Annotated in this window: 16 protein-coding genes and 1 tRNA gene; 4 read left to right on the top strand and 13 right to left on the bottom strand. The window is 69.4% G+C overall.

Going from position 1 to position 22144, the window contains the following annotated elements; genetic code table 11:
* Positions 1–7 precede the first annotated feature (7 nt).
* Both HUT06_RS00085 and HUT06_RS00080 read left to right on the top strand, forming a co-directional pair.
* Positions 8–799: an SDR family oxidoreductase gene (locus tag HUT06_RS00085; RefSeq protein ID WP_176193804.1), complete on the top strand. Its 792-nt coding sequence runs from the start codon at positions 8–10 to the stop codon at positions 797–799.
* A gap of 122 nt (positions 800–921) precedes the next feature.
* Positions 922–2712 carry a M64 family metallopeptidase gene (locus tag HUT06_RS00080; protein ID WP_176193803.1) on the top strand — a complete coding sequence of 597 codons (1791 nt, stop codon included), beginning with the start codon at positions 922–924 and terminating at the stop codon, positions 2710–2712.
* 84 nt (positions 2713–2796) lie between these two features.
* On the opposite strand, the gene HUT06_RS00075 is transcribed toward HUT06_RS00080, so the two are convergent.
* From HUT06_RS00075 to HUT06_RS00060, 4 genes are all read right to left on the bottom strand, one after another.
* Positions 2797–3729 (bottom strand): DMT family transporter, encoded by a 933-nt coding sequence (locus HUT06_RS00075; RefSeq protein ID WP_176193802.1) that lies wholly within the window; start codon positions 3727–3729, stop codon positions 2797–2799.
* Between the two features lie 465 nt (positions 3730–4194).
* Positions 4195–5043 (bottom strand): AraC family transcriptional regulator, encoded by an 849-nt coding sequence (locus HUT06_RS00070; RefSeq protein WP_302931875.1) that lies wholly within the window; start codon positions 5041–5043, stop codon positions 4195–4197.
* A 274-nt stretch (positions 5044–5317) separates the two neighbouring features.
* Positions 5318–5551 carry a hypothetical protein gene (locus tag HUT06_RS00065; RefSeq protein WP_176193800.1) on the bottom strand — a complete coding sequence of 78 codons (234 nt, stop codon included), beginning with the start codon at positions 5549–5551 and terminating at the stop codon, positions 5318–5320.
* A 721-nt stretch (positions 5552–6272) separates the two neighbouring features.
* Positions 6273–6980, bottom strand: coding sequence for a VOC family protein (locus HUT06_RS00060; RefSeq protein WP_176193799.1), 708 nt, complete (start codon positions 6978–6980; stop codon positions 6273–6275).
* A 455-nt stretch (positions 6981–7435) separates the two neighbouring features.
* On the opposite strand from HUT06_RS00060, the gene HUT06_RS00055 reads away from it, so the two are divergent.
* Positions 7436–7795, top strand: a complete 360-nt coding sequence (locus tag HUT06_RS00055; protein ID WP_176193798.1) for a hypothetical protein — start codon at positions 7436–7438, stop codon at positions 7793–7795.
* A 260-nt stretch (positions 7796–8055) separates the two neighbouring features.
* A complete protein-coding gene (locus HUT06_RS00050) occupies positions 8056–8298 on the top strand; it encodes a hypothetical protein (RefSeq protein ID WP_176193797.1) in 243 nt (80 codons plus the stop codon).
* A gap of 378 nt (positions 8299–8676) precedes the next feature.
* Here the strand turns inward: HUT06_RS00050 and HUT06_RS00045 are convergent.
* The 9 genes from HUT06_RS00045 to dnaA form a co-directional block, all read right to left on the bottom strand.
* Positions 8677–8753 (bottom strand) — tRNA-Ile (locus tag HUT06_RS00045).
* A 92-nt stretch (positions 8754–8845) separates the two neighbouring features.
* Positions 8846–9841 (bottom strand): DUF3566 domain-containing protein, encoded by a 996-nt coding sequence (locus HUT06_RS44240; protein WP_254714888.1) that lies wholly within the window; start codon positions 9839–9841, stop codon positions 8846–8848.
* Between the two features lie 42 nt (positions 9842–9883).
* The gene (gyrA, locus tag HUT06_RS00035; RefSeq protein ID WP_176193796.1) at positions 9884–12397 is read right to left on the bottom strand and encodes a DNA gyrase subunit A; all 2514 of its coding nucleotides are present in this window, start codon (positions 12395–12397) and stop codon (positions 9884–9886) included.
* 131 nt (positions 12398–12528) lie between these two features.
* Positions 12529–14466, bottom strand: a complete 1938-nt coding sequence (gene gyrB, locus HUT06_RS00030) for a DNA topoisomerase (ATP-hydrolyzing) subunit B (protein WP_176193795.1) — start codon at positions 14464–14466, stop codon at positions 12529–12531.
* A 561-nt stretch (positions 14467–15027) separates the two neighbouring features.
* A complete protein-coding gene (locus HUT06_RS00025) occupies positions 15028–15564 on the bottom strand; it encodes a DUF721 domain-containing protein (protein ID WP_254714887.1) in 537 nt (178 codons plus the stop codon).
* A gap of 211 nt (positions 15565–15775) precedes the next feature.
* Positions 15776–16900: a DNA replication/repair protein RecF gene (recF, locus tag HUT06_RS00020; RefSeq protein ID WP_176193794.1), complete on the bottom strand. Its 1125-nt coding sequence runs from the start codon at positions 16898–16900 to the stop codon at positions 15776–15778.
* Positions 16901–17092: 192 nt separating this feature from the next.
* Positions 17093–18163, bottom strand: coding sequence for a phosphogluconate dehydrogenase (NAD(+)-dependent, decarboxylating) (gnd, locus tag HUT06_RS00015; protein WP_302931874.1), 1071 nt, complete (start codon positions 18161–18163; stop codon positions 17093–17095).
* A gap of 3 nt (positions 18164–18166) precedes the next feature.
* A complete protein-coding gene (gene dnaN / locus HUT06_RS00010) occupies positions 18167–19309 on the bottom strand; it encodes a DNA polymerase III subunit beta (protein ID WP_176193792.1) in 1143 nt (380 codons plus the stop codon).
* A gap of 663 nt (positions 19310–19972) precedes the next feature.
* Positions 19973–22144: a chromosomal replication initiator protein DnaA gene (dnaA, locus tag HUT06_RS00005; RefSeq protein ID WP_176193791.1), complete on the bottom strand. Its 2172-nt coding sequence runs from the start codon at positions 22142–22144 to the stop codon at positions 19973–19975.

Raw genomic sequence — 22144 nt, 5'->3', positions numbered from 1 at the left:
TCTCGGGATGGAACTGCGCGGAGCGACCGTCCTGGTGACCGGGGCGACCGGCGGGATCGGGCAGGCGCTGGCGAGCGCGCTTGCCGACCGGGGCGGCCGGGTCGTCCTGACGGGTCGGCGGACGGACGTCCTGGAACCGCTGGCCGACCGGCTCGGCGGCCGCGCCATCGCCGCCGACCTGGCCGAGCGCGGTGCCGCGGAGAAGCTGCTCGACGAGGCCGGGCGGGTGGACGTGCTCGTCGCGAACGCGGCGCTGCCGGCGTCCGGGCTGCTGAGCGACTACTCGATCACCGAGATCGACCGGACGCTGGACGTCAACCTGCGCGCCCCGATCGTGATGGCAAAGCTCGCCGCCGCGCAGATGGCCGATCGTGGCCGCGGGCATCTGGTGTTCGTGTCGTCGCTGTCCGGGAAGACGGCGTCCGGGCACGCGTCCCTCTACAACGCGACGAAGTTCGGTATGCGGGGGTTCGCCCTGGCCCTGCGCGAGGATCTGCGGCCGCACGGCGTCGGCGTGTCGACCGTTTTCCCCGGGTTCATCCGGGACGCGGGGATGTTCGCGGACGCCGGTGTGACGCTGCCGAAGGGCGTCGGGACCCGGTCTCCGCGGGACGTGGCGCGCGCGACGATCCGGGCCGTCGAGCGCAACATCGCCGAGGTCGACGTCGCGCCGCTCGGGCTGCGGCTCGGCGCCCGGTTCGGCGGGGTCGCGCCGGCCCTGTCCGCGGCCGTGCAGCGGCGTGCGGGCGGGCAGCGCATCGCGGAGGGGCTCGCGGACGGGCAGCGCGGCAAGCGGTAGCGACAAATTCGGATACTCCGGCGATAATCCGGGCGTGTCCCGCTTGATCAGTGGGACGGGCCTGGCGCAGCGTCCGGCCGTACCGCGGCTGCCGCGTGCGCCCCTCCCGAGGAGGTCTGCGCATGTGGACGGGCAAGAAGATCGTGATCAGCGCGGCAGCGGTGACGGTTCTGCCGTTGGTGGTCGCCGCGCCCGCGCGGGCGGCGGCCCCTGCGGACGCAACGGTGGTGCCGATCCAGGTCACCGGTGATCCTGCCAAGCGCTTCAACCTGATCGTGCTGGGCGACGGCTACGCGCCGGCGGACATGCCGACGTTCCGCACGCACCTCGCCAAGCACCTGAACGACCTGTGGACGATCGAGCCGTTCAAGTCGTATCGCAGCTACATCAACGTGTACGCGGTGGAGATCCCGTCAGCTGAGTCAGGGGTGAGCTGCGACCCGGACCTGTCGTCGGGGCGTCGTAATACACCGCTGCACATGGCGTTCTGGAGCGGGTGCCGAGACGACGGCATTCAGCGCCTTCTCGTCATGGACTCTGTGGCGGCCAAGACGTACGCGGATCTCGTCCAAGGGGCGACGGCAGGAAACCGGCAGATCCTCGCGCTGGCCAACAGCGACACCTACGGCGGTGCAGGCGGGACGTATGCGACGGCATCCGGTGGCAACGCGATGTCCGCTCTCATAGCCCCGCACGAGCTCGGGCATTCGCTAGGCGGGCTGAACGACGAGTACGACTACTACCAGCGTGGCGTGCCTGGTGGGACGTACAGCGGTCCTGAGCCTGCGTCCGTCCATCACACGCTGCTTACCGAGCAGGAGATGAAGGCGCAGAAGAGGAAGTGGTGGCGCTGGCTGGGTGAGCGTAGCGAGGCCGGAGGCACCATCGGACGCTACGAGGGCGGCCTCTACTCCAGTAAGGGCGTATGGAGGCCGAGCCGGCACTCGATGATGAAAACGCTCGGCTACTACTACGACCAAGTCGCGCGGGAGCAGATGACCGAGCGGATATCGGGCAAAGTCAGCCTCGTCCAAGCGCACACCCCCACGGACACTCCGGTGGGCGACGACCGCGTCCTGTGGGTGGAGACGATGCATCCGGCCGGGCACCAGTTGTCCGTTGCATGGGCGGTCGACGGCAGAACCGTGCGGAAGGGCTCCAACCTCGACCTGTCCAGGCTGCGCCTCAAGAAGGGCACGCACACGGTCACGGTGACCGTCACGGACCCCACCAGCTTCGTCCGGGACCCGGCCATACGGTCGTCGGCCGCGCTCACACAGACCCGCTCATGGACGGTGGACACCGGCCTGAGGACACCGCCGGCAACCATCACCGTCGACTTCACCTCGTCGACGCCGACCAACCAGCCCGTGAATGCCGAGTCGGTCGTGTTCGCGGAAACGACCCATCCGCTTCGCGTCATCCCCAAGGTGCGCTGGGAACTCGACGGCCGCCGCGTACCGGGCGGCGACCGGGACATCGACCTCAGCCGGTTCCGGCTGCGCGCAGGCACGCACACGCTCGTCGCCAGGGTCGGCTCCAAGAGGCGGGTGTGGACGATCGACGCGGAACGTCCAGCGGTGGCATACGAGCTGTCCAAGGCGGCGCGGGTCGTGCAAGGGCACACGCCCGAATACGTCTTCGACGGCCCGTTCACCATGCGCCTGACCGGTCGGGACGACCGGTCAGGCGTGGTCGTCCCGGAGTTCCGCGTGGACGGCGACGGCTGGTTCAACTACTTCGGCTGGCCGACGGACTCGTCCGCCCCCTGGCTGTTCACCGCGAACGGCACCGTCATCGACGGCCTCACCTACGGCAAGCTCGGCAAGGGACGCCACACCATCGAGTACCGCGCGACCGACCCGTCCGGCAACACCAGCCGCCCGCACCGCTTCACCGTCACCCTCCGCTGAGTCGGCAACGCGAGTCGGGGGGCGGGCCCTGGCAATGTGCCCGCGTGTAAGGCGCCGCCCCGGACACGTCAACCGCGATCGCTCTCATCCTGAGGCGGGCTCTGGGGCGGATCTCGCTTCCTTGCGCATCACCTCCTCGGTCGCCGGCTCGGCGGCCGAGGGTGCGGTGCGACGGGCGGTCGCGAGGACGGAGCCGCCCAGGATGAGCAGGAACGAGGCGATGATCGTGCCCGTCAGGGGCTCGCTGAGGAAGACGACTCCGGCGGCGACCGCGACGGCCGGGTTCACGTAGGTGAACACCATCCCGCGGGACGTGCCGACCTCCCGGATCAGTTCGAAGAACACGATGAACGCCAGCGCCGTGCAGATCAAGCCGAGCGCGATGAGCGCGGCGAGCACACGTCCGCTCGGCATCGTTTCCGGCCAGGTGGCGATCGCGGGGCCGGTGTAGACGAGCGCGGCGATGGCCAGGGCGAACGCGGCCATGTGCAGGCTGGGCAGGTCCTGCAGCTTGCGCATGGTGATGATCGGGGCGATCGAGTACCCGAGGACGACGAGCATGACCTCGCCGATCGCCCACGCGCTGCCGCCGCTGAGATGCGGGGCCGCGAGAACGCCCACGCCGGCCAGGCCGACCAGCAGCCCCAGCCAGCGCACCGGGCCGAGCCGCTCGGCGTCGCCGGTGAGCCTCGCCAGCACGACCCCGACGATGGGGACGGCGGCGATCAGCAGGCCGGTCATGGAGCTGGTCAGCCGGTTCTCGGCGTCCGACAGCAGCGCCCACGGGCCGAGGATCTCCACTGCGGTGAACGCCAGCAGCGGACGCCAATGCCGGCGGACCACGTCCAACTGCCCGGACCGGAGCACCAGCGGCAGCAGGACGAGGGCGCCGAGCGCGGTCCGGGTGAAGACCACCATGGGCACCGAGACGCTCTCGACCGCCACTTTGATCAACAGATAGGGGATGCCCCAGAGCACGCCCATCAGCGCGAACAGCATCCAGCCACGACGACTCAACACGACCTCCGTTCGATCCGTCCGCCCCAGCGCACCGTCGCCACTGGACACCAACCCCGCGTGACGGGCCCCGACAATGACCTTGCGTCGCGGCCCCGACCTCCGGGCCGCGCTCCCTGCGCCGTCGCCTCTCCACGGCACGCCCAGGACGGACATCACCCAGGGTGCAAGACGCCGGCCCACCCGGTCTTGAACGCTGTTGCGGCGGACGCCCACCTGCCGCGTCCCCTGCGTAGCCATGCGTGGCTGCCTTTGACCGCTGCCCTGATCGCGTTGGACGAGACCTCCCGGCTGTCGGCTGGCTCCCCCTCGGCGGGCGGCCGGTCGGCGGGCGGCCGGTCGGCGGGCGGCCGGTCGCAGGGCGCGAGCGTGTCGTCTTCGGTCTTCAGTTGGAGGTCGAGTGCGATCTCTCGTTACACCGGGAGCGGTCAGCCGCGACGAGCGCCCGGGAGGTCCGGCCGGACATCACCAGGGGGGAGGGCGGCGCACCGCGCTCTCCTGAACGCTGGTGCGGAATGCGCCCGGGGTGATGCCGAGCACGCGGCGGAACCACCGGGTGAGGTGCGCCTGATCGGCGAACCCCACGAGCGTCGCCGCTTCGGCCGGGCGATGCCCGACCTCCAGGAGTGCACGGGCTCGCGTCACCCGGTGTTGGGCGAGCCACGCGTACGGCGGCATGTCCATCGCGTCGCGGAAGGCGCGCAGCAACTGGTAGCGGGAGAGTTCGAGGTCAGCCGCCATCTCGGCGAGCGTGGGCGGGGCGGTGAGCTCGTCCGACAGACGGGTCGCGACCTGACGGGCGATCCGCCCGGCATCGGCTCGGCCGCGTGGCGGCATCGCAGCCGGCCTGTGCACCGCGTGCCGCCGGATGAGCGCGCCGAGCACTCCGAGCAGGCGGGACTCGCCTTCCAGCGGGTCTTCACCGAGGCGAAGGGCACGGTGGGCCTGCCGCAGCGCCTCACCCAGCCGAGGGTCGTCGATGATCGGCTCACGGAAGTGCGGTTCCCCCGCCATCGCCCCGGGCTCCGCCGCCGTCGCCGCGCCCAGCAGTTCGGCGCCCGGGTAGAGACACAGGTAGGCGAACCCGTCCGGACGCGCCGGACCGCCGGTGTGCGCCTCCCCCGGCTCCACCACGACGACGCTTCCGGCCGCCGAATAGATCTTCTCGCCCCGGTAGCGCATCGTCTCCAGGCCGTCGACCGTCACTCCGATGGCGTACTCGTCGTGGGTGTGCGGCGCATAGTGCCGACGGCCGATCCTGGCGGTCAGCAGGTCGAGCGGCGCACCCTGGATTCCTCCGACGCGCGTCCACAGGGTCTGGTCAACGCCCTTCTCGGCACCGGCATCAGTGGTCGGGTCGCCCGCATCTAGCAGCCGAGCCGCTCCGGCGCCTGCACCTCCACGCGCATCGCGCTCTCTGGCACCAGTGGCAGTTCCTGTGGGTTCCGGCGGGGGCCCAGGCGCAGACTTGGTCGAGCCTGGCTTGCTGCGGCCGGGGGCAGGGGTGGTCCCGGCGTCCGGGGTGGTTGGTGGGGGCGTCTGCGGCTCCATGGCGTCGGAGCCGCTCGCAGCGGGGGCGGGCGGGGTGTCAGGCGGAGAAGATGTGCCGGAGGCGCCAGCTGTTCTGGTCACGGCCGAGCTCCGCCACCGCCACGCCTTCGGCGCCGGTGACCCGTACCCGGTAGACCCGGCCCTCGTGGGCCGTGCCGTAGGTCTTCAGCACTCTGTCCACCGCGTAGCGCGCTCCCCGCCACTCGTACGCGGTGAGCCGTCCCGCCGGGTCGTGCTCCGTCCGGACCGGCTCGTTCAGCAAGTGCCCCATGCCGGGAGAGTAGCACGCGTTCGAACTGATGTTCGCAGGTCGGACGGGTCTTCACGGCACCGCCCCCAGGCCGGCGCAGGGAGTTGAAGCCCTGTCCCGCCGGGTGTGGCGCGGGGGTCGACTGAAGTCTGGTGCCGGTACGGAATCTACGGCGTGCGTGCGCCATGTGAACGGCAACACGCCCTCGGGCCGATCTCGTCCTGCGGTGTGGATCATCCGGGGCCGGACGAACTCGTTCCGAGGCCCGCGCGCGGGCGGCGGACAGGGTTTGAAGGCCGTCATCCACAGGCTGTGGGAAAACTCTACGCACATCTTCTCCCCCCTGGCAGCAGGCTGTCCGGAGGCCGCGTCCACAGGCGGATCCCCAGAACAGCCGGGCTTTCCACGGTCTGCACGGCGCGACTCACGCCGTCCCATCCATCGTCCACAGGATCAAGCCGCCGTGCACAGAATCCACAACCTGTGGATAACTTCCGTGCACAACCTGGGTACAACCGGCCGACTCCGCGTCCACCATTCTTCCCCAGGTCGCCCCCAACCGGTACGACCAGTTGTCCACGTCGTGGAAAACCCGCTGACCTGCGAGAAGGGCCGCCACGGGCCACCTTTGCCCACACCCCGTTCACAGCCTGTGGGTGAACTTCCTCCACAACCCCGGCGCATCGGTGGACAACGCTGCCCACCGGAAATCCCCAGCTGCGTCCCCAGCCGAGCGAGCCCCTCAGGCAGAGAGGGCGTCCTCCAGGTCGGCGAGCCGCCGTAGATCATCTACCTGGACGGACGGGTCCTCGACGGGGACGCCGCGGGCGTCGGCAAGGAGCGTGCGGGCGCGGCCCCAGTCCTCCATCTGGACGGCGGCGTCGGCTCGCAGGACCAAGGCTCTGAGGCGTTCGGACGGGGTCAGGGGCTCACCCGAGTCCAGCAGGCGATCGAGAAGCCGGGCTGCGGCCCGATGGTCCCCCTTCGAGTCGCCGCCGAGGAGAGCGGCCATGTGGAGCGCCTTGGCCACCGGCTCGGTCGGTATCGGCGCGTGCTCCAGGTTGTCCGAGATGGGTTGGCCGATGCGGAGCTGGAGCCCGTCCGGGTCGCTGAGAAGGAACTGCCGGACCCCGTATGACATGTCCCGCACCGCGCTGATCCGGGGAAGTCCTCGCGTGGGAACCCGGCCGAGCGACTTCTTGAGCCCGCCTCGGAATGCCTCGTGCAGCTCGTCCACGGCCGCGGTGACCACGTAGCACATGTTCATGGACGTCGCCGGATCGTGTTTCCGCCACCCGAAGAAGTGCAGCTCGAGGTCGCCTCGCCGGACTCCGAGATACGGGTTGGGACGCGTCTGCCAGGAGGTCTGCTCGAAGCCGAGGGCCCGATAGAACTCCCAGGTCGCCTCGATCGAACGGCACGGAAAAATCGGGATCGCCTTCTCGCTCATCCCCGGAGCGTAGGTCGAGTCGCAGGCGTTAGTCAAACTTGATTACTCCAATCTACAGAGCACCACGACCGGAGCCGATCCAAGATCAGTGACGCGTCGCCCGCACACTCGAAGGCGCAGGAGAGGATGATGACGATGCCGCGTCATCGCGGGCCAAGGCGAGAGCCGCAACCTCACCGGCCGCCCCGAAGGCGAATGAACCCCGAGAGTTTTCCACAGACTGTGGACAATGAAGGCTGGGATGCGTCCTGGACTTCAACCAGCACACCGCAACGGAAGCCGCCAGAACAGTTTCCAACGAGACCCCGCCCGCGCCTCCAGAGCCCTCAACGCCCATGGGAGCGCCGCTGCCGGGACTCGGCGGTCGATGTGCGGCAGTACGACGAGAAAGGCTTCTAGGACGTCCAGCAGCCCGGCTCACGGAACCGGCATGGCCGCACCGGCAGAATGTGCGGATGCCCACCATGACCCTCTGGCGCCCGGTCGGCCCCGCCGAGTTGGAGCTGCTGCGCGCCGCGGAGTGGCGTGCCTGGCCTCCGCGCCTCCCCGACCAGCCGATCTTCTATCCGGTTCTCAACGAGGAGTACGCGATCAAGATCGCCCGCGATTGGAACGTCCCCGCGCACGGCTCGGGCTTCGTGACGAAGTTCCAGGTGGACGCGGCCTTCGCCGAGCGCTACCCCGTGCGCCAGGCCGGCGGACGGACCATCCTGGAACTCTGGGTCCCGGCAGCGGAACTGGAGGAGTTCAACGAGCACATCGTCGGCCGCATCGAAGTCGTCCACGAGTTCCACGCGACGGAACCCGCCACCTGAAGCCACTTATCCACAACCTGTGGAGAAACACTCCCGCACTCTGGATAAAGCCCTGACCCACAAGGCCCGCCCGCGCCGGACGCGTGCTGCCGTGCTGACCTTCTCCCCAACGCTGATCAGGTTCGGCGGGGTTCGCTACTGTTGCAGTCACTGCCGCCGTCACTGCCGTCCACCCCCTTGCGACTGTGCCGAGTGGCCTGACGCTGGCTGCGCCAGTTCTGCCCTGCTCTGCCCTGACGGCTGGCTCTACAGTGCGGTGCATGAGCGAAGGGAAGCCGGCTTCCGACTGGCGCTATCAGGAGTTGCAGCGCCTTGGCGAGCAAGAGCGTCTGATGGCGAGAGAGCTGCACGACGTTCGGGAGGCGATCGCACGTATCGTCAAGGAACTTCTGCCACACCACGCCCCCAAGGACCGAATAAACGACGTGGTCGAGGCGAGCGGCTACAGCCGAACCCTGATTGAGGCGCTCCGCGGCGGCAAGGACATTTGGACGTACTCCTGAGCCTGATCTCAGCTCATCGACGGTCACCGCGCAACGCGCTCCGAATGAGCCCCCGTCCGCCGTCACTTGCGCTTTGCACTAGCAGCCCAGACGGAGGGGCCAAGGTGAAGCGCCCGACTGGACGAACGACCTTGGCCTCCTGGCCTGGTAGACCTCCGACCATCACTGCCAACTCCGAAGTGGGCCTGGCGGAGCAGCCTAGCGGCAAGGCCACCGTTACGACGGCGTCGGCTCGTCCAGTTCGGCTGCGTGACCCCGAGTGGAGCGGGCCGGCGACCGATACGCGTGGCCACGCAGCGATGCGCGGCCCGGCGCCGCCGTCCGGTGACCGGCACCCGTCAAAAAACCCCCGCCGGTACCCGGCGGGGGTCTTTGAACTGGTGGGCCTAGGTGGACTTGAACCACCGGCCTCATCCTTATCAGGGATGCGCTCTAACCGACTGAGCTATAGGCCCGGAGTGTGCCGCCGCCCCTGGCGGCGCAACGAGAGGTTACCCCATCTGGGCGGACAACCGGAAATCGATTGCCGGGCGGCGGCGGTGTGGGGCTACTCGGCCTCCTTGAGGGTGACCTCGACGCCCCCCACCAGGTCGGCGGCGAGGTTGTAGATCACGGAGCCGACCGTGGAGAGGGCGGTGATGAGCATGACGTTCAGGGCGCCCACGAGGACCGTGTAGCCGAAGACGCGGAAGAAGGAGAACCAACTGCCGGCGTCGACGCTGCCGGTGGTCTCGCCCTGCTCCTTGGTGAGGCTGTTGATCGTGTCGCTGATGGCGTCGAACACGCCGAGGCCGGACAGGATCGTGTAGAGGACGATCACGGCGACGAGCAGGACGACGAAGCAGACCAGCGACATGACGAAGCTGAACTTCATCACCGACCACGGCTCGAGCCGGGCGAGCTGGAGCTGGGCCTTGCGGGCCGGCTTGCCGTTGGCGGGCTTGGCCGAGTTCGCCGGCGCGACGGAGGTCGACGCGGCCGCTGAGGTGGCGGGACGGTCTTTCAGGACGGTCCCCGCGAAACCGCCCCGGCCCGAGCCGCTCGAGGCGGAGGCGGCGGGTGCGGCAGCGGCGGCCGGGCCGGAGGAGTTGAACGGCTTGCCGGCCGGTTCCGTACGTCCTGCCGAGACCGAACCGGGCGGCTCGGCGGGCTTGGCCCAGCCCGCCGGGCCGGAGGAGGACGACGAGGGCGAGGAGGACGCCGACTTCGGCGGCGACTTCGGCGCCGACGACGCGGACTTCGGCGCCGGGTCGGGCGTGTCGTCCGCGGTGTCCTTGACCGGGGCGATCTCGGGAGTGTCGGCGTCCTTCGCCTCGATCTTCGCGAGGTCGGTCCTGGTCGTGTCCGCGCCCGAGCCGCTCGTGGACGCCTCGCGGTCGATGTCGACGGTCGTCTCGTCCCGCCCGGACTTGGCGGCCGCGGCGACGGTCTTGGCCGGCTTCTTCCCGGACTTGCCCGACCCGGATCCGGTAGCCGGTTTCTTACCGGCGCCGTCCGCTTCCGGGCCTGACCCGCCCTTGTTCTTGCCGGGCTCGGTGCTCACGTGTCCTCCTGGCCTAGCGGCTCGGTGACGATGCAGGATACGTCACTCACCGTCGCCCCCTTCGGCGTCGTCGGCGTCCTCGGTGTCCACGATGGACTCCACGTTCCTCGCGATCGCCACGACGCTGTTGCCGTCCGCGAGGTTCATCAGGCGGACGCCCATGGTCTGCCTGCCGGACTGCTTGATCTCGGCGGCGGTGGTACGGATCACGCCGCCGTTGGACGTCATCGCGAACACCTCGTCGTCGGGGCCGACCATAAGCGCCCCTACCAACATGCCCCGCGCTTCCACGATCTTAGCGGTGAGGACGCCCTTACCCCCACGTCCCTGAAGCGGGTATTGGTCGACCGGAGTCCGCTTGGCGTAGCCGCCCTCGGTGGCGACCAGGACGTCGTCGGAGCCGTTCTTGACGACGAGCATGTTGAGGACCTCCTGGTCCTCCTCGAACCGCATGCCGATGACGCCGGAGGTGGCGCGTCCCATCGGGCGGAGCGACTCGTCGTCGGCGCGGAACCGGATCGCCTGCGCGCCGGTCGAGACCATCAGCAGGTTGTCGTCGGAGGACACCAGCCGCGCGGCGATCACCTCGTCGTCCTCGACGAGGTTGATGGCGATGATGCCGCCGGTGCGGGGCGAGTCGAAGTCGCGCAGGGCGGTCTTCTTGACGCGGCCCTTCTTCGTGCCGATCACCAGGTACGGGGCGACGTCGTAGTCGCGCAGGTCCATGACCTGGGCGATGTGCTCGTCCGGCTGGAAGGCCAGCAGGTTCGCGACGTGCTGGCCGCGCGAGTCGCGGCCCGAGTCGGGCAGTTCGTAGGCCTTGGCGCGGTAGACGCGGCCCTTGTTCGTGAAGAACAGGATCCAGTTGTGCGTCGAGGTGACGAAGAACTGGTCGACGATGTCGTCCTGCTTCAGCTGCGCGCCGCGGACGCCCTTGCCGCCGCGCCGCTGCGCGCGGTACTGGTCGGTGCGGGTGCGCTTGGCGTAGCCGCCGCGGGTGATCGTGACGACGACGTCCTCTTCGGCGATGAGGTCCTCGTAGGACACGTCCCCGTCGAACGGGATGATCTCGGTGCGCCGCTCGTCGCCGAACTTCTCCACGATCGGGGCGAGCTCGTCGCCGACGATCTGCCGCTGCCGCTCGGGCGAGGCCAGGATGTCGTTGTAGTCGGCGATCTCCGCCATGAGCTTGTCGTACTCGTCGGTGATCTGCTGGCGCTCCAGGGCGGCCAGCTTGCGCAGCTGCATGTCGAGGATGGCCTGCGCCTGGATCTCGTCGATCTCCAGCAGGTTCATCAGGCCCTGCTGCGCCTCCGAGGCCGACGGCGAGCGGCGGATGAGGGCGATGACCTCGTCGATCCGGTCGAGGGCCTTCAGCAGGGCGCGCAGGATGTGGGCGCGCTCCTCGGCCTTGCGGAGCAGGAACCGGGTGCGGCGGACGATGACGTCGATCTGGTGCGCGACCCAGTGCCGGACGAACTGGTCGATGCGCAGGGTGCGCGGCACGCCGTCCACCAGCGCGAGCATGTTCGCGCCGAACGTCTCCTGCAGCTGGGTGTGCTTGTAGAGGTTGTTCAGGACGACCTTGGCGACGGCGTCCCGCTTGAGGACGATGACGAGCCGCTGCCCGGTGCGGCCGGACGTCTCGTCGCGGACGTCGGCGATGCCGTCCAGCTTGCCGTCCTTCACCAGGTCGGCGATCTTCAGCGCGAGGTTGTCCGGGTTGACCTGGTAGGGGAGCTCGGTGACGACGAGGCAGTTGCGGCCCTGGATCTCCTCGACCTCGACGACGGCCCGCATCGTGATGGAGCCGCGGCCGGTGCGGTACGCCTCCTCGATGCCCTTGCGGCCGACGATGAGGCCGGCGGTGGGGAAGTCGGGGCCCTTGACCCGCTCGATCAGCGCCTCGAGCAGCTCGTCGTCGGACGCGCCGTAGTTCTCCAGGTACCAGCGGACGCCGTCGGCGACCTCGCGCAGGTTGTGCGGCGGGATGTTGGTCGCCATCCCCACCGCGATGCCGGCGGACCCGTTGACCAGCAGGTTCGGGTACCGGGACGGCAGGACGTCCGGCTCCTGCGAGCGGCCGTCGTAGTTGGGGGAGAAGTCGACGGTCTCCTTGTCGATGTCGCGCAGCAGCTCCATCGCCAGGGGCGCCATGCGGCACTCGGTGTACCGCATGGCCGCGGCGGGGTCGTTGCCGCGCGAGCCGAAGTTGCCGTTGCCGTCGACCAGCGGGTACCGCATCGACCAGGGCTGCGCCAGCCGGACGAGCGCGTCGTAGATGGCGGAGTCGCCGTGCGGGTGGTAGTTCCCCATGACGTCGCCGACGACGCGGGCGCACTTGAAGTAGCCGCGGTCGGGCCGGTAGCCGCCGTCGTACATCGCGTACAGGACGCGGCGGTGGACGGGCTTGAGGCCGTCCCGTACCTCGGGCAGCGCGCGCGCGACGATGACCGACATCGCGTAGTCGAGGTAGCTCTTCTGCATCTCGACCTGGATGTCGACCGGCTCGATCCGTTCGCCGGGGTAGCCGCTCTCTGTGGTCACGTCCGTCACTCTGAAGACCTCTTCTGCTCGATGGGAAGGAAGTACGTCCGCCTGCGGGATCCGGGCCGGTGGGAGTCGCGGGAGCCGCAAGAGCCGCGGTCAGGGGCGGCCGGACGCGGGGCCCGGCGCGGGCGGGTACCTCAGATGTCGAGGAAGCGCACGTCCTTGGCGTTGCGCTGGATGAACTCCCGGCGGGGCTCGACCTCCTCGCCCATGAGCACGCTGAACAGTTCGTCCGCCTGGGCGGCGTCGTCCAGCTGGACCTGCAGCAGGACCCGGTTGTCGGGGTCCATGGTGGTGTCCCACAGCTCGTTGGCGTTCATCTCGCCGAGGCCCTTGAAGCGCTGCACCTGGTCGCGGGGGCGCGGGTCGCGCTTGCCGGCGGCGATCCCCGCCTCGATGACCGCGTCGCGCTCGGCGTCGGAGAAGGCGTAGTCGGCGTCGCTGCCGCGCGCGTCCCACTTGATCTTGTACAGCGGCGGCTGCGACAGGTAGACGTGGCCGGCCTCGATCAGCGGCTTCATGAACCGGAACAGCAGCGTCATCAGCAGCGTGTTGATGTGGTGGCCGTCCACGTCGGCGTCCGACATCAGGATGATCTTGTGGTAGCGGAGCTTGCTGATGTCGAACTCGTCATGGACGCCGGTGCCGAGCGCCGTGATGATCGCCTGCACCTCGTTGTTCTTCAGGATCTTGTCGATCCTGGCCTTCTCCACGTTCAGGATCTTGCCGCGGATCGGCAGGATGGCCTGGAAGTGCGGGTTGCGGCCGCCCTTGGCGGAGCCGCCCGCCGAGTCGCCCTCGACGATGTACAGCTCGGACTTGGCCGGGTCGGTGGACTGGCAGTCCGACAGCTTGCCGGGGAGCGACGTCGTCTCCAGCAGGCTCTTGCGGCGGGTCAGGTCGCGCGCCTGCCGCGCCGCGACCCGCGCGCGCGCCGCCTGCGACGCCTTGTTGATGATCTCCTTGGCCTCGCCCGGGTTCTCCTCGAACCAGTCGCGCAGGTGCTCGTTGCACGCCCGCTGGACGAAGGACTTGGCCTCGGTGTTGCCGAGCTTGGTCTTGGTCTGCCCCTCGAACTGCGGGTCGGCCAGCTTGATCGAGATGATCGCGGTGAGGCCCTCGCGGACGTCCTCGCCGGTCAGGTTGTCGTCCTTCTCGCGCAGCAGGCCCTTGTCGCGGGCGTACCGGTTGACGATCGTGGTGAGCGCCGCCCGGAAGCCCTCCTCGTGGGTGCCGCCCTCCGCCGTGTTGATGGTGTTCGCGAAGGTGTGCACCGACTCGGCGTAGGACGAGTTCCACTGCATGGCGATCTCGACCGACATGCCCTCGGTCTCGTCGCTGAAGTAGACGACCGACTCGTGGGCGGACTCCTTGCGCGCGTTGATGTAGCGGACGAAGTCCTCGACGCCGCCCTCGTAGTGGTACCGGACGACGTGCGGCTCGCCGTTGGAGTGGTCGGGCCGCTCGTCCCGCAGCGTGATGGCCAGGCCGCGGTTGAGGAACGCCATCTCCTGCATGCGGCGGGAGAGGGTCTCGAAGTTCCACTCGGTGGTCTCGAAGATCTCCGGGTCCGGCCAGAAGGTGATGAGGGTGCCGGTCTTGTCGGTCTCCTCGCCCTTCTGGAGCTCGGCCTCGGGCCCGCGCCAGGAGTACGCCTGCCGCCAGACGTGGCCGTTGCGCCGGACCTCGGCCTCCAGCCGGGTGGACAGCGCGTTGACCACGGACGAGCCGACACCGTGCAGACCGCCCGAGACGGCATAGGACTTGCCGTCGAACTTGCCGCCCGCGTGCAGCGTGGTGAACACCAGCTCGATCGCCGGACGTTTCTCCACCGGGTGCTCGCCGACGGGGATGCCGCGGCCGTTGTCGTCGACGCTCACGCCGCCGTCGGCCCGCAGCGTCACCACGATGTCGTCGGCATAGCCGGCGAGGGCCTCGTCGACCCCGTTGTCCACGATCTCGTAGACGAGGTGGTGCAGGCCGCGCTCACCGGTCGAGCCGATGTACATGCCCGGGCGCTTGCGAACCGCCTCAAGCCCTTCAAGGACAGTGATCGAACTAGCGTCGTACGCCAAAGGAGATCCTCCTGCCGGGGATGTCTGCCGCTCCGCGCCCGAGGGAGGCGCGGGTGTGCCCCGTAACACACATGAGGGCACCCGGACGTGCTCTGTTCGTGTTGGTCAGAGCCCCGGGCGGCCCATGGCGGCGCAGCATCCTGAACCGAATACATTCTACCGGCTGGCGCGGTAAAAAGTGGCACTCACGAGCGCTGTGTGCGCGTGTGGCGGTCGCTCGGCCCTGGAGCTACATCCCCCCATAGGCCCCGGGGGGTTCTCTGGTCTACGTGGCGCTGGCCGCTGAACTGGACGCCTCGCATCCCGAACAGATGTTCCCACCCGCCACCGACACTCCGCAGCCACCTCCCCAACGCCCCCGGGCCTCCACAAAGACCCGCCGCCGTAACCGCAAGTCACCGAACCGTAACCACCGGCACCCCCACGCAAGCCCCGCCCCGCGCCGCCCCTCCCTCCGAGCCCACTCCCTCCGATAGCGCTTCAGAGGAGAGCGCTCCAGACGAGAGCGCCTCAAACGAGAGCGCCTCAAACGAGAGCGCCTCAAACGAGAGTGGGCGGGCGTCAGCGGACCCGCCAGGCGCCTGTGCGGCGCGGGCCCGAGGACGGGCCGACGACCTTCACCCGGCGGACGGTGCCGTGCCCCAGTTCCTCGTTCAGCCGCCGGACGAGCGTCGAGGAGAGCAGGCGCAGCTGGGTCGCCCACGTCGTCGAGTCGGCGGCGACGGTCAGCACGCCGTCCTCGAAGTGCTCGGGGCGGGTGTGCTCGGCGAGTTCGGCGCCGACGATGCCCGCCCAGTTGCCGAACACGCCGCCGACGGCCGCGCGCTGCTCCCAGCCGCGGGACGCCATCAGATCGCGGATGGCGGCGCCGAACAGCTTGGGGTCGCCTCCGCGCCCGGGGTCTCTGGCGCGGATGACGCGTCCGCCGCCTTTGCGCTTGCCGTTCTGGTGGCCGGGGAGCGTGCCGCGCTTCAGCGCGTCCGCCTTCGCCTGGGCGAGGGCCTCCCGCGCCAGCTCGATCCCCGACTTGGCCGGGGCGGCCTCGTCCGCGGCCCCGCCCTCGGGGGACTTGTCCACATCCTGTGGATCATCACTCACGCGCTCGCCCCTTCCCACCTCGTTCCAAGGGCGCCCCCCGCAGGACGCATCCGGCAGGACGCATCCCCCTTCGGGCCGTCAACCGCCTTCGCGTACTGCCGATCGCCCTGCGTGGCCTCGCCGCTTGGTGTCGCCCGACCAAGGGTCTGTCCGTGCAGACCGGTGCGGGGTGGCCGCTGGCGGCGTGGTCTGTTCGGAGGGCGCGGCATCGTCAGTCCCGGACGACCTGGCCGTCGGAGACGGTATACGAGCCCCCTGTCAGTTCGGCCGGGACGTCCGCGGGGACAGCGGCCGTGATCAGGACCTGCTCGGCCGGGGCGACCATCTCCGCGAGGCGGCTGCGGCGGCCCGAGTCCAGTTCGGCGAAGACATCGTCCAGGATGAGGACGGGGTCGTCGCCGTCCTCGCGCAGCAGGTCGAAGGCGGCGAGCCGCAGGCCCAAGGCGAACGACCACGACTCGCCGTGGCTGGCGTAGCCGCGCGCCGGCAGCTCACCCAGGCGCAGGACGAGTTCGTCCCGGTGCGGGCCGACGAGGCTCACGCCCCGCTCCAGCTCCTGCTTGCGCGACTCGGCCACCGCCTTCATGAGCTGCTCGGCGAGTTGTCCACGGTCTGTGGACAACTCCACATCGCCCAGCGAGCTCTTGTAGATGAGATCGGCCGCGCCGCTGTGCGGGGCAAGGGCCGCGTAGGCGCGCGCCACGAGCGGGCGCAAGGCGTCCACAAGGTGCAGCCGGGCGGCCAGCAGCTCGGCACCGGTGCGGGCGAGGTGCGAATCCCAGACGTCGAGGGTCGCGAGCACCTCGGGGCCGGGGGAGCGCCGATGCGCGGCCGCCGATTTCAGCAGGGCGTTGCGCTGCTTGAGGACGCGGTCATAGTCGGACCTCACCCCGGCGAAGCGCGGGGCCCGCGCGGTGAGCAGTTCGTCCATGAACCGGCGCCGCTCCCCCGGGTCGCCCTTGACGAGCGAGAGGTCTTCGGGCGCGAACAGCACCGTCCGCAGCATCCCCAGGATCTCGCGCGGCCTGGGGACGGGGGACCGGTTCAGCCGCGCCCGGTTCGCCTTGCCCGGGTTGATCTCAAGCTCGATCAGCGCCTTGCGGTCGTCCTTCACCACCCCGGCCCGGACGATCGCGCGCGGCGCCCCGTGCCGGACGAGCGGAGCGTCCGTCGCGGCCCGGTGGCTGGTGTGCGCGGCGACGTACCCGATGGCCTCGACCAGGTTCGTCTTGCCCTGCCCATTCGGGCCCACGAACGCCGTGACTCCCGGCTCGAGCGCGACCTCGGCGGTCGGGTACGAGCGGAAGTCCTGCAGCGAAAGGTGGGCGACGTGCACGAGACACGAGAGTAGAGCCTTCAGCACCCTGCCCATGTCCCCCGCACCCATGTCCGCCGCACCCCCGCCCGCGAGTCCCCGCACAGGCCCCGCCGGCGGCGGGGCTCCGTGACATCACCCGTCATCCTCCGGGCACAGCGGGGGCGCCGTCCCGGAAACCACATCCTGTGGATAACTTCGCGGGCGGGGCCGTCACACCTTCGGCGGGGCGACGTCGGCGCCGGGGGAGTCGGCGCCCTTCGCGGTCTCCACGGCGTGGCCGCCGAACTGGTTGCGGAGGGCGGCGACGACGCGCATCGCGGGGGAGTCGTCCTGGCGGGAGGCGAACCGGGCGAACAGCGAGGCGCTGATGGCGGGCAGCGGCACGGCGTGCTCGACCGCGGCCTGCACCGTCCAGCGGCCCTCGCCCGAGTCGTTGGCGTAGCCGCGCAGGTCGTCCAGCTCGGGGTCCTCGGCGAGCGCGCGGTTCAGCAGGTCCAGCAGCCAGGAGCGGATGACCGTGCCCTCCTGCCAGCTGAGGAACGTCTCCGGCACCCGGGTGACGATGGGGCTCGCCTCGATCAGCTCGTAGCCCTCGCCGAACGCCTGCATCATCGCGTACTCGACGCCGTTGTGGACCATCTTCACGTAGTGGCCCGCACCGATCTCACCGGAGTGGACGAAGCCGTACTCCCCCTCCGGCTTCAGGGTCTCGAAGACGGGCATCAGCCGCTTCACGTTGTCCTCGTCGCCGCCGACCATGAGCGCGTAGCCGTTCTCCAGGCCCCACACGCCGCCGCTCACTCCGCAGTCGACGAAGCCGATGCCCTTGGCGGCGAGTTCCTCACCGTGCTTCTGGTCGTCCACATAGTGTGAATTACCGCCGTCGACAACGAGGTCACCGGGCTGCAGGACTTCCCCCAGGCTGTGGATGGTCTCCTCGGTGGGCTTCCCGGCGGGCACCATCACCCACACCGCGCGCGGCGGGGACAGCCGGTCGACCAGCTCCTGCAGCGAGCCGACGTCGCTCACCTGCGGGTCACGGTCATAACCGATGACCGTGTGGCCGCCGCGGCGCAGCCGCTCGGCCATGTTGCCGCCCATCTTGCCCAGGCCGATGATCCCAAGCTCCATGAAGCTCACTCTCCTGTGCGTAACCCTGTGCGTAACTGCCTGTTCATTACCGCGCGCACGCGTGCGCCAAAGCGCGCGTGCGCGACCGCCTGGGCGGCTTCCCGCGAGTCGTCGTCCCCGGCGTGCCCCGGGGCATGCCCCAGGGCACAGTCCTTATCCGGACAGCCGGACCGGCATGATCAGGTAACGGTAGTTCGGGTTCTCCCCGTCCTGCGGGGGCTTCCCGGTGAGGACGGCCGGCTTGGTCGGCGTCGTGAACGACAGCCGCGCCACGTCCGAGCCGATCGCTGAGAGCCCGTCCAGCAGGAACGCGGGGTTGAAGGCGATGTCGATGTCCTCGCCCTCCAGAGACGCCTCAAGGGCCTCCACGGCCTGCGCCTCGTCCCCCGTCCCCGCCTCCAGGACGACCTCGCCCTGGCTGAAGGAGAGCCGGACGGGCGTGTTGCGCTCGGCCACCAGGGAGACGCGCTTGACGGCCTCGATGAACGACGCGGTCTGGATCTCGGCGAGCCCCGCGTACTCGCTCGGCAGCAGCGACCGGTACTTGACGAAGTCGCCGTCCAGCAGGCGGGACGTGGTCCGGCGGCCGCCGCCCGCGAAACCGATCATGCCCTCGCCGGTGCCGCCCGTCCCGCCGAGCGCGATCGACACCTCGGCGCCGGCGGTCAGCGACTTGGCGGTGTCGGCGAGCGTCCGCGCCGGGACGAGCGCGACGGCGGAGAAGTCGGGGCGCTCCGGCTTCCAGTGCAGCTCGCGGACGGCCAGCCGGTACCGGTCGGTGGACGCCAGCGTGACCGTCTCGCCCTCGATCTCCACCCGGACGCCGGTCAGCATCGGGATCGTGTCGTCCTTGCCGGCGGCGATCGCGACCTGGGAGACGGCGGCGGCGAACTCGTCGCTGCCCACCGAGCCCGCGGCGGGCGGCATCTCCGGCAGCGTGGGGTAGTCCTCCACAGGCATGGTGAGGAGTGTGAACTTCGCGCTGCCGCAGCGGAGCATCACCTTCGCGCCGTCCGTCGTCACCTCCACAGGGTGGGGAGGAAGGCTGCGCGAGATCTCCGCGAGCAGGCGGCCCGACACCAGGGCCGTCCCCGCCTCCTCCACATCGATCTCCGTGGACACCTGGGCGGAGACCTCGTAGTCGAACGCCGACAGCGTCAGCCGGTCGTCGTTGCCCTCACCCCCGGCGACGAGGTGCATGCCCGCGAGGACGGGCACCGGGGGCCGGACGGGCAGGGTGCGCGCTGTCCAGGCGACGGCGTCGGCGAGGGCATCTCTGTCGATGCGGAACTTCAACGGGACCAGCCTCCTGCGGGTGTCGGACAAGGGTGCGGTGATCTCGGCCGGGCCGGAGCGCTCGGGGCAGGTTGTCCCCAGGCCCTGACTTGAGATGGATCTTTCCTTGGATAGAGAAGTAGGGCAGTACTAGTAATAGGGGCGGTGGATAGTGTGGACAACCCGAGTTTCTGCAGGTCAGACCGCGTTTCTCTGTCCACTGGGGCTGTGTGTGGCCGGTGGACGGCGCGGCACGGCCTGGGGACGGCGAAATCATCCCCACACGTCATCCCCAAGTCATCCCCCGGTTTTCCACGAGTTCTCCACGGGTAGGAGTGCCGTTTCGGCGGCCTGTGTACAGCGACCGCGTGATCGCGGGATCCGCCCACAGCCTCGTCCCCAGGCCGTCCCCAGGTCGTCCACCGGTTTTCCCCAGGGCGGTGGCGCGGGCGTGCGGCGAATCCACATCCGTCCACTCCTCATCCTCAGCTTTTCCAGTGGTCGTCCACCGGGTTATCCACGAAAATCCCCAGGGTTTTCCACAACCTGTGAGTAGCCGCTTCGGTTCTCTGGGGAAGCGCGCATTTTGTCGGTTCTTTGCCTTCACCAGGCTGTGGACAGCCGGGAGGCGACTCGTCCACAGGGCCGGCGAGGGTCTGTCCACAGTGTGTACGAAGGCGCGCGTCAGCGCTTGCGGGCCTGGTGCTTGATACGCCCGGTCAGCTCGGTGACCTGGTTGTATATGGCACGGCGCTCGGCCATCAGCGAGCGGATCTTGCGTTCCGCGTGCATGACCGTGGTGTGGTCGCGGCCGCCGAACTGCTGCCCGATCTTGGGAAGGGACAGATCGGTCAGCTCCCGGCACAGGTACATCGCGATCTGCCGGGCGGTGACGAGCATCCGGGAGCGGGACGGGCCGCACAGGTCCTCGATCGTGGTGCCGAAGTACTCGACCGTCTGCGCCATGATCATCGCCGCGGTGATCTCCGGGCCCGAGTCGTTGGGGATCAGGTCCTTCAGCACGATCTCGGCGAGCTTCATGTCCACCGACTGGCGGTTCAGGCTCGCGAACGCGGTCACCCGGATCAGCGCGCCCTCCAGCTCGCGGATGTTCGTCGCGATCTGCGAGGCGATGAACTCCAGCACGTCCGGCGGCGCGGCGAGGCCCTCCTGGCGGGCCTTCTTCTGCAGGATCGCGATCCGCGTCTCCAGCTCGGGCGGCTGGACGTCGGTCGTCAGGCCCCACTCGAACCGGTTGCGCAGCCGGTCCTCCAGCGTCACCAGCTCCTTGGGCGGACGGTCGCTGGAGATCACGATCTGCTTGCTGGCGTTGTGGAGGGTGTTGAAGGTGTGGAAGAACTCCTCCTGCGTCTGCTCCTTGCCCTCAAGGAACTGGATGTCGTCGACGAGGAGGATGTCCACATCCCGGTAGCGGCGGCGGAACCCGTCGGCCTTGCCGTCGCGGATCGAGTTGATGAAGTCGTTGGTGAACTCCTCGGAGCTCACGTAGCGCACACGTGCCCCATTGAAAAGGCTCTGCGCGTAGTGCCCGATCGCGTGCAGGAGGTGCGTCTTGCCGAGGCCCGAGTCGCCGTACACGAACAGCGGGTTGTACGCCTTGGCCGGCTGCTCGGCGACCGCTACCGCCGCCGCGTGGGCGAACCGGTTGGACGAGCCGATGACGAACGTCTCGAACGTGTACTTCGGGTTCAGGCGTGCGTGCTCGGACGTCCCCGGACCAGCTGAGGCGCCGGCCCCGGCGCCGCCACCCGCCGCGCCCTGCGGCGGAGTGGGGCCCCTGGGGTCGGAGGCCTCTTCATCACGGAAGCCGCTCTCACCCCGGTAAGGGGCCTCACCGCGGTAGGGCTCCTCGCCCCGGTACTGCTTTTCACCACCGGTGAACGACGATTCGCCGCCGTTGAAGTCGTCCGCATGGCCCAGCGGTGCCTCGGCCCCACCGTGCTTAGGCTCGTGCCCCTGCTGTTCTGGGCGGCGCTGCTCTGGACGGAGCTGCTCCGGAAGGCGCTGTTCTGACCGTCCCCGCAGCGGACCGAGCGTGCGGTCGTTCAGATGGGAGCGCGGCGGACGTCCAGACGACTCACCGCCGCCGAAACCCTCCTGCCCGCCATAGCCGGGGAAACTGCGCCCTTCATAAGGGTCGCGCCCGCTGGGACCCTGCCCGCCTGGGCCAGGCCCGCCTGGGCCGGCCCCATAGGACGGTGGACGTGAGGCGGGTGGATAAGTACCGCGGTCGTCATCCGCAGCCTGTGGATAACCTCCGGGCGGACCGAGGCTGTGGGTAACTCCCGACTGCGGCCGGTATCCCTGGTCGTTGTAGGGCTGCTCTGGATAAGGACGGTCGGAGCGCTCCCCATAATCGGAGCGCTCTCCGTAGGACGAGTCACCGTAGGACTGGTCGTCGTTGTAAGGACGATCCCGGTCACAGTCGTCGTGCTGCCGTTCACCGTACGGCTCGCCATAAGAAGAAGGTGGCTCGGGCATGCCGAGCCCCGGGCCAGGCCCAGGGACGGGTGCGGAAAGCGGTTCCCCAGAACGGCCACCCGGCCCCGCCGCGGGCCCTGTGGAAGACCCTCCCGGCGGCTCCGGCTGGACGGTCACCGCGACCCGGATCTCCCTGCCCAGCTCACGGGAAAGCGCCTGCGTGATGAGGTTTCTGAGGCGCGTCTCCAGCGCGTCCTTGGCGAACTCGTTCGGTGCGGCGAGAAGCGCCGTCCCCTCGACGAGCGCTAGTGGGCGGACCATCGGCAGCCATGCGCGATAGCTCGGAGACAGATCGCTCTCGGACAGTGCGGTGAGGGTGCGGGCCCAGACCGATCCGAGATCCTGACCGTCCAT

It is taken from the genome of Actinomadura sp. NAK00032, assembly GCF_013364275.1.
GTDB lineage: Bacteria > Actinomycetota > Actinomycetes > Streptosporangiales > Streptosporangiaceae > Spirillospora.
Note: the sequence above shows the minus strand (reverse complement) of the source record. Positions and strands in the feature narration are given on the sequence as shown.

Excerpts from the sequence above, each read along its gene's own strand:
- HUT06_RS00085 (WP_176193804.1), top strand. The coding sequence starts at position 8 with ATGGAACTGCGCGGAGCGACCGTCCTGGTGACCGGGGCGACCGGCGGG.
- HUT06_RS00080 (WP_176193803.1), top strand. The coding sequence starts at position 922 with ATGTGGACGGGCAAGAAGATCGTGATCAGCGCGGCAGCGGTGACGGTT.
- HUT06_RS00065 (WP_176193800.1), bottom strand. The coding sequence starts at position 5,551 with ATGGGGCACTTGCTGAACGAGCCGGTCCGGACGGAGCACGACCCGGCG.
- HUT06_RS00060 (WP_176193799.1), bottom strand. The coding sequence starts at position 6,980 with ATGAGCGAGAAGGCGATCCCGATTTTTCCGTGCCGTTCGATCGAGGCG.
- HUT06_RS00055 (WP_176193798.1), top strand. The coding sequence starts at position 7,436 with ATGCCCACCATGACCCTCTGGCGCCCGGTCGGCCCCGCCGAGTTGGAG.
- HUT06_RS00050 (WP_176193797.1), top strand. The coding sequence starts at position 8,056 with ATGAGCGAAGGGAAGCCGGCTTCCGACTGGCGCTATCAGGAGTTGCAG.
- dnaA (WP_176193791.1), bottom strand. The coding sequence starts at position 22,144 with ATGGACGGTCAGGATCTCGGATCGGTCTGGGCCCGCACCCTCACCGCA.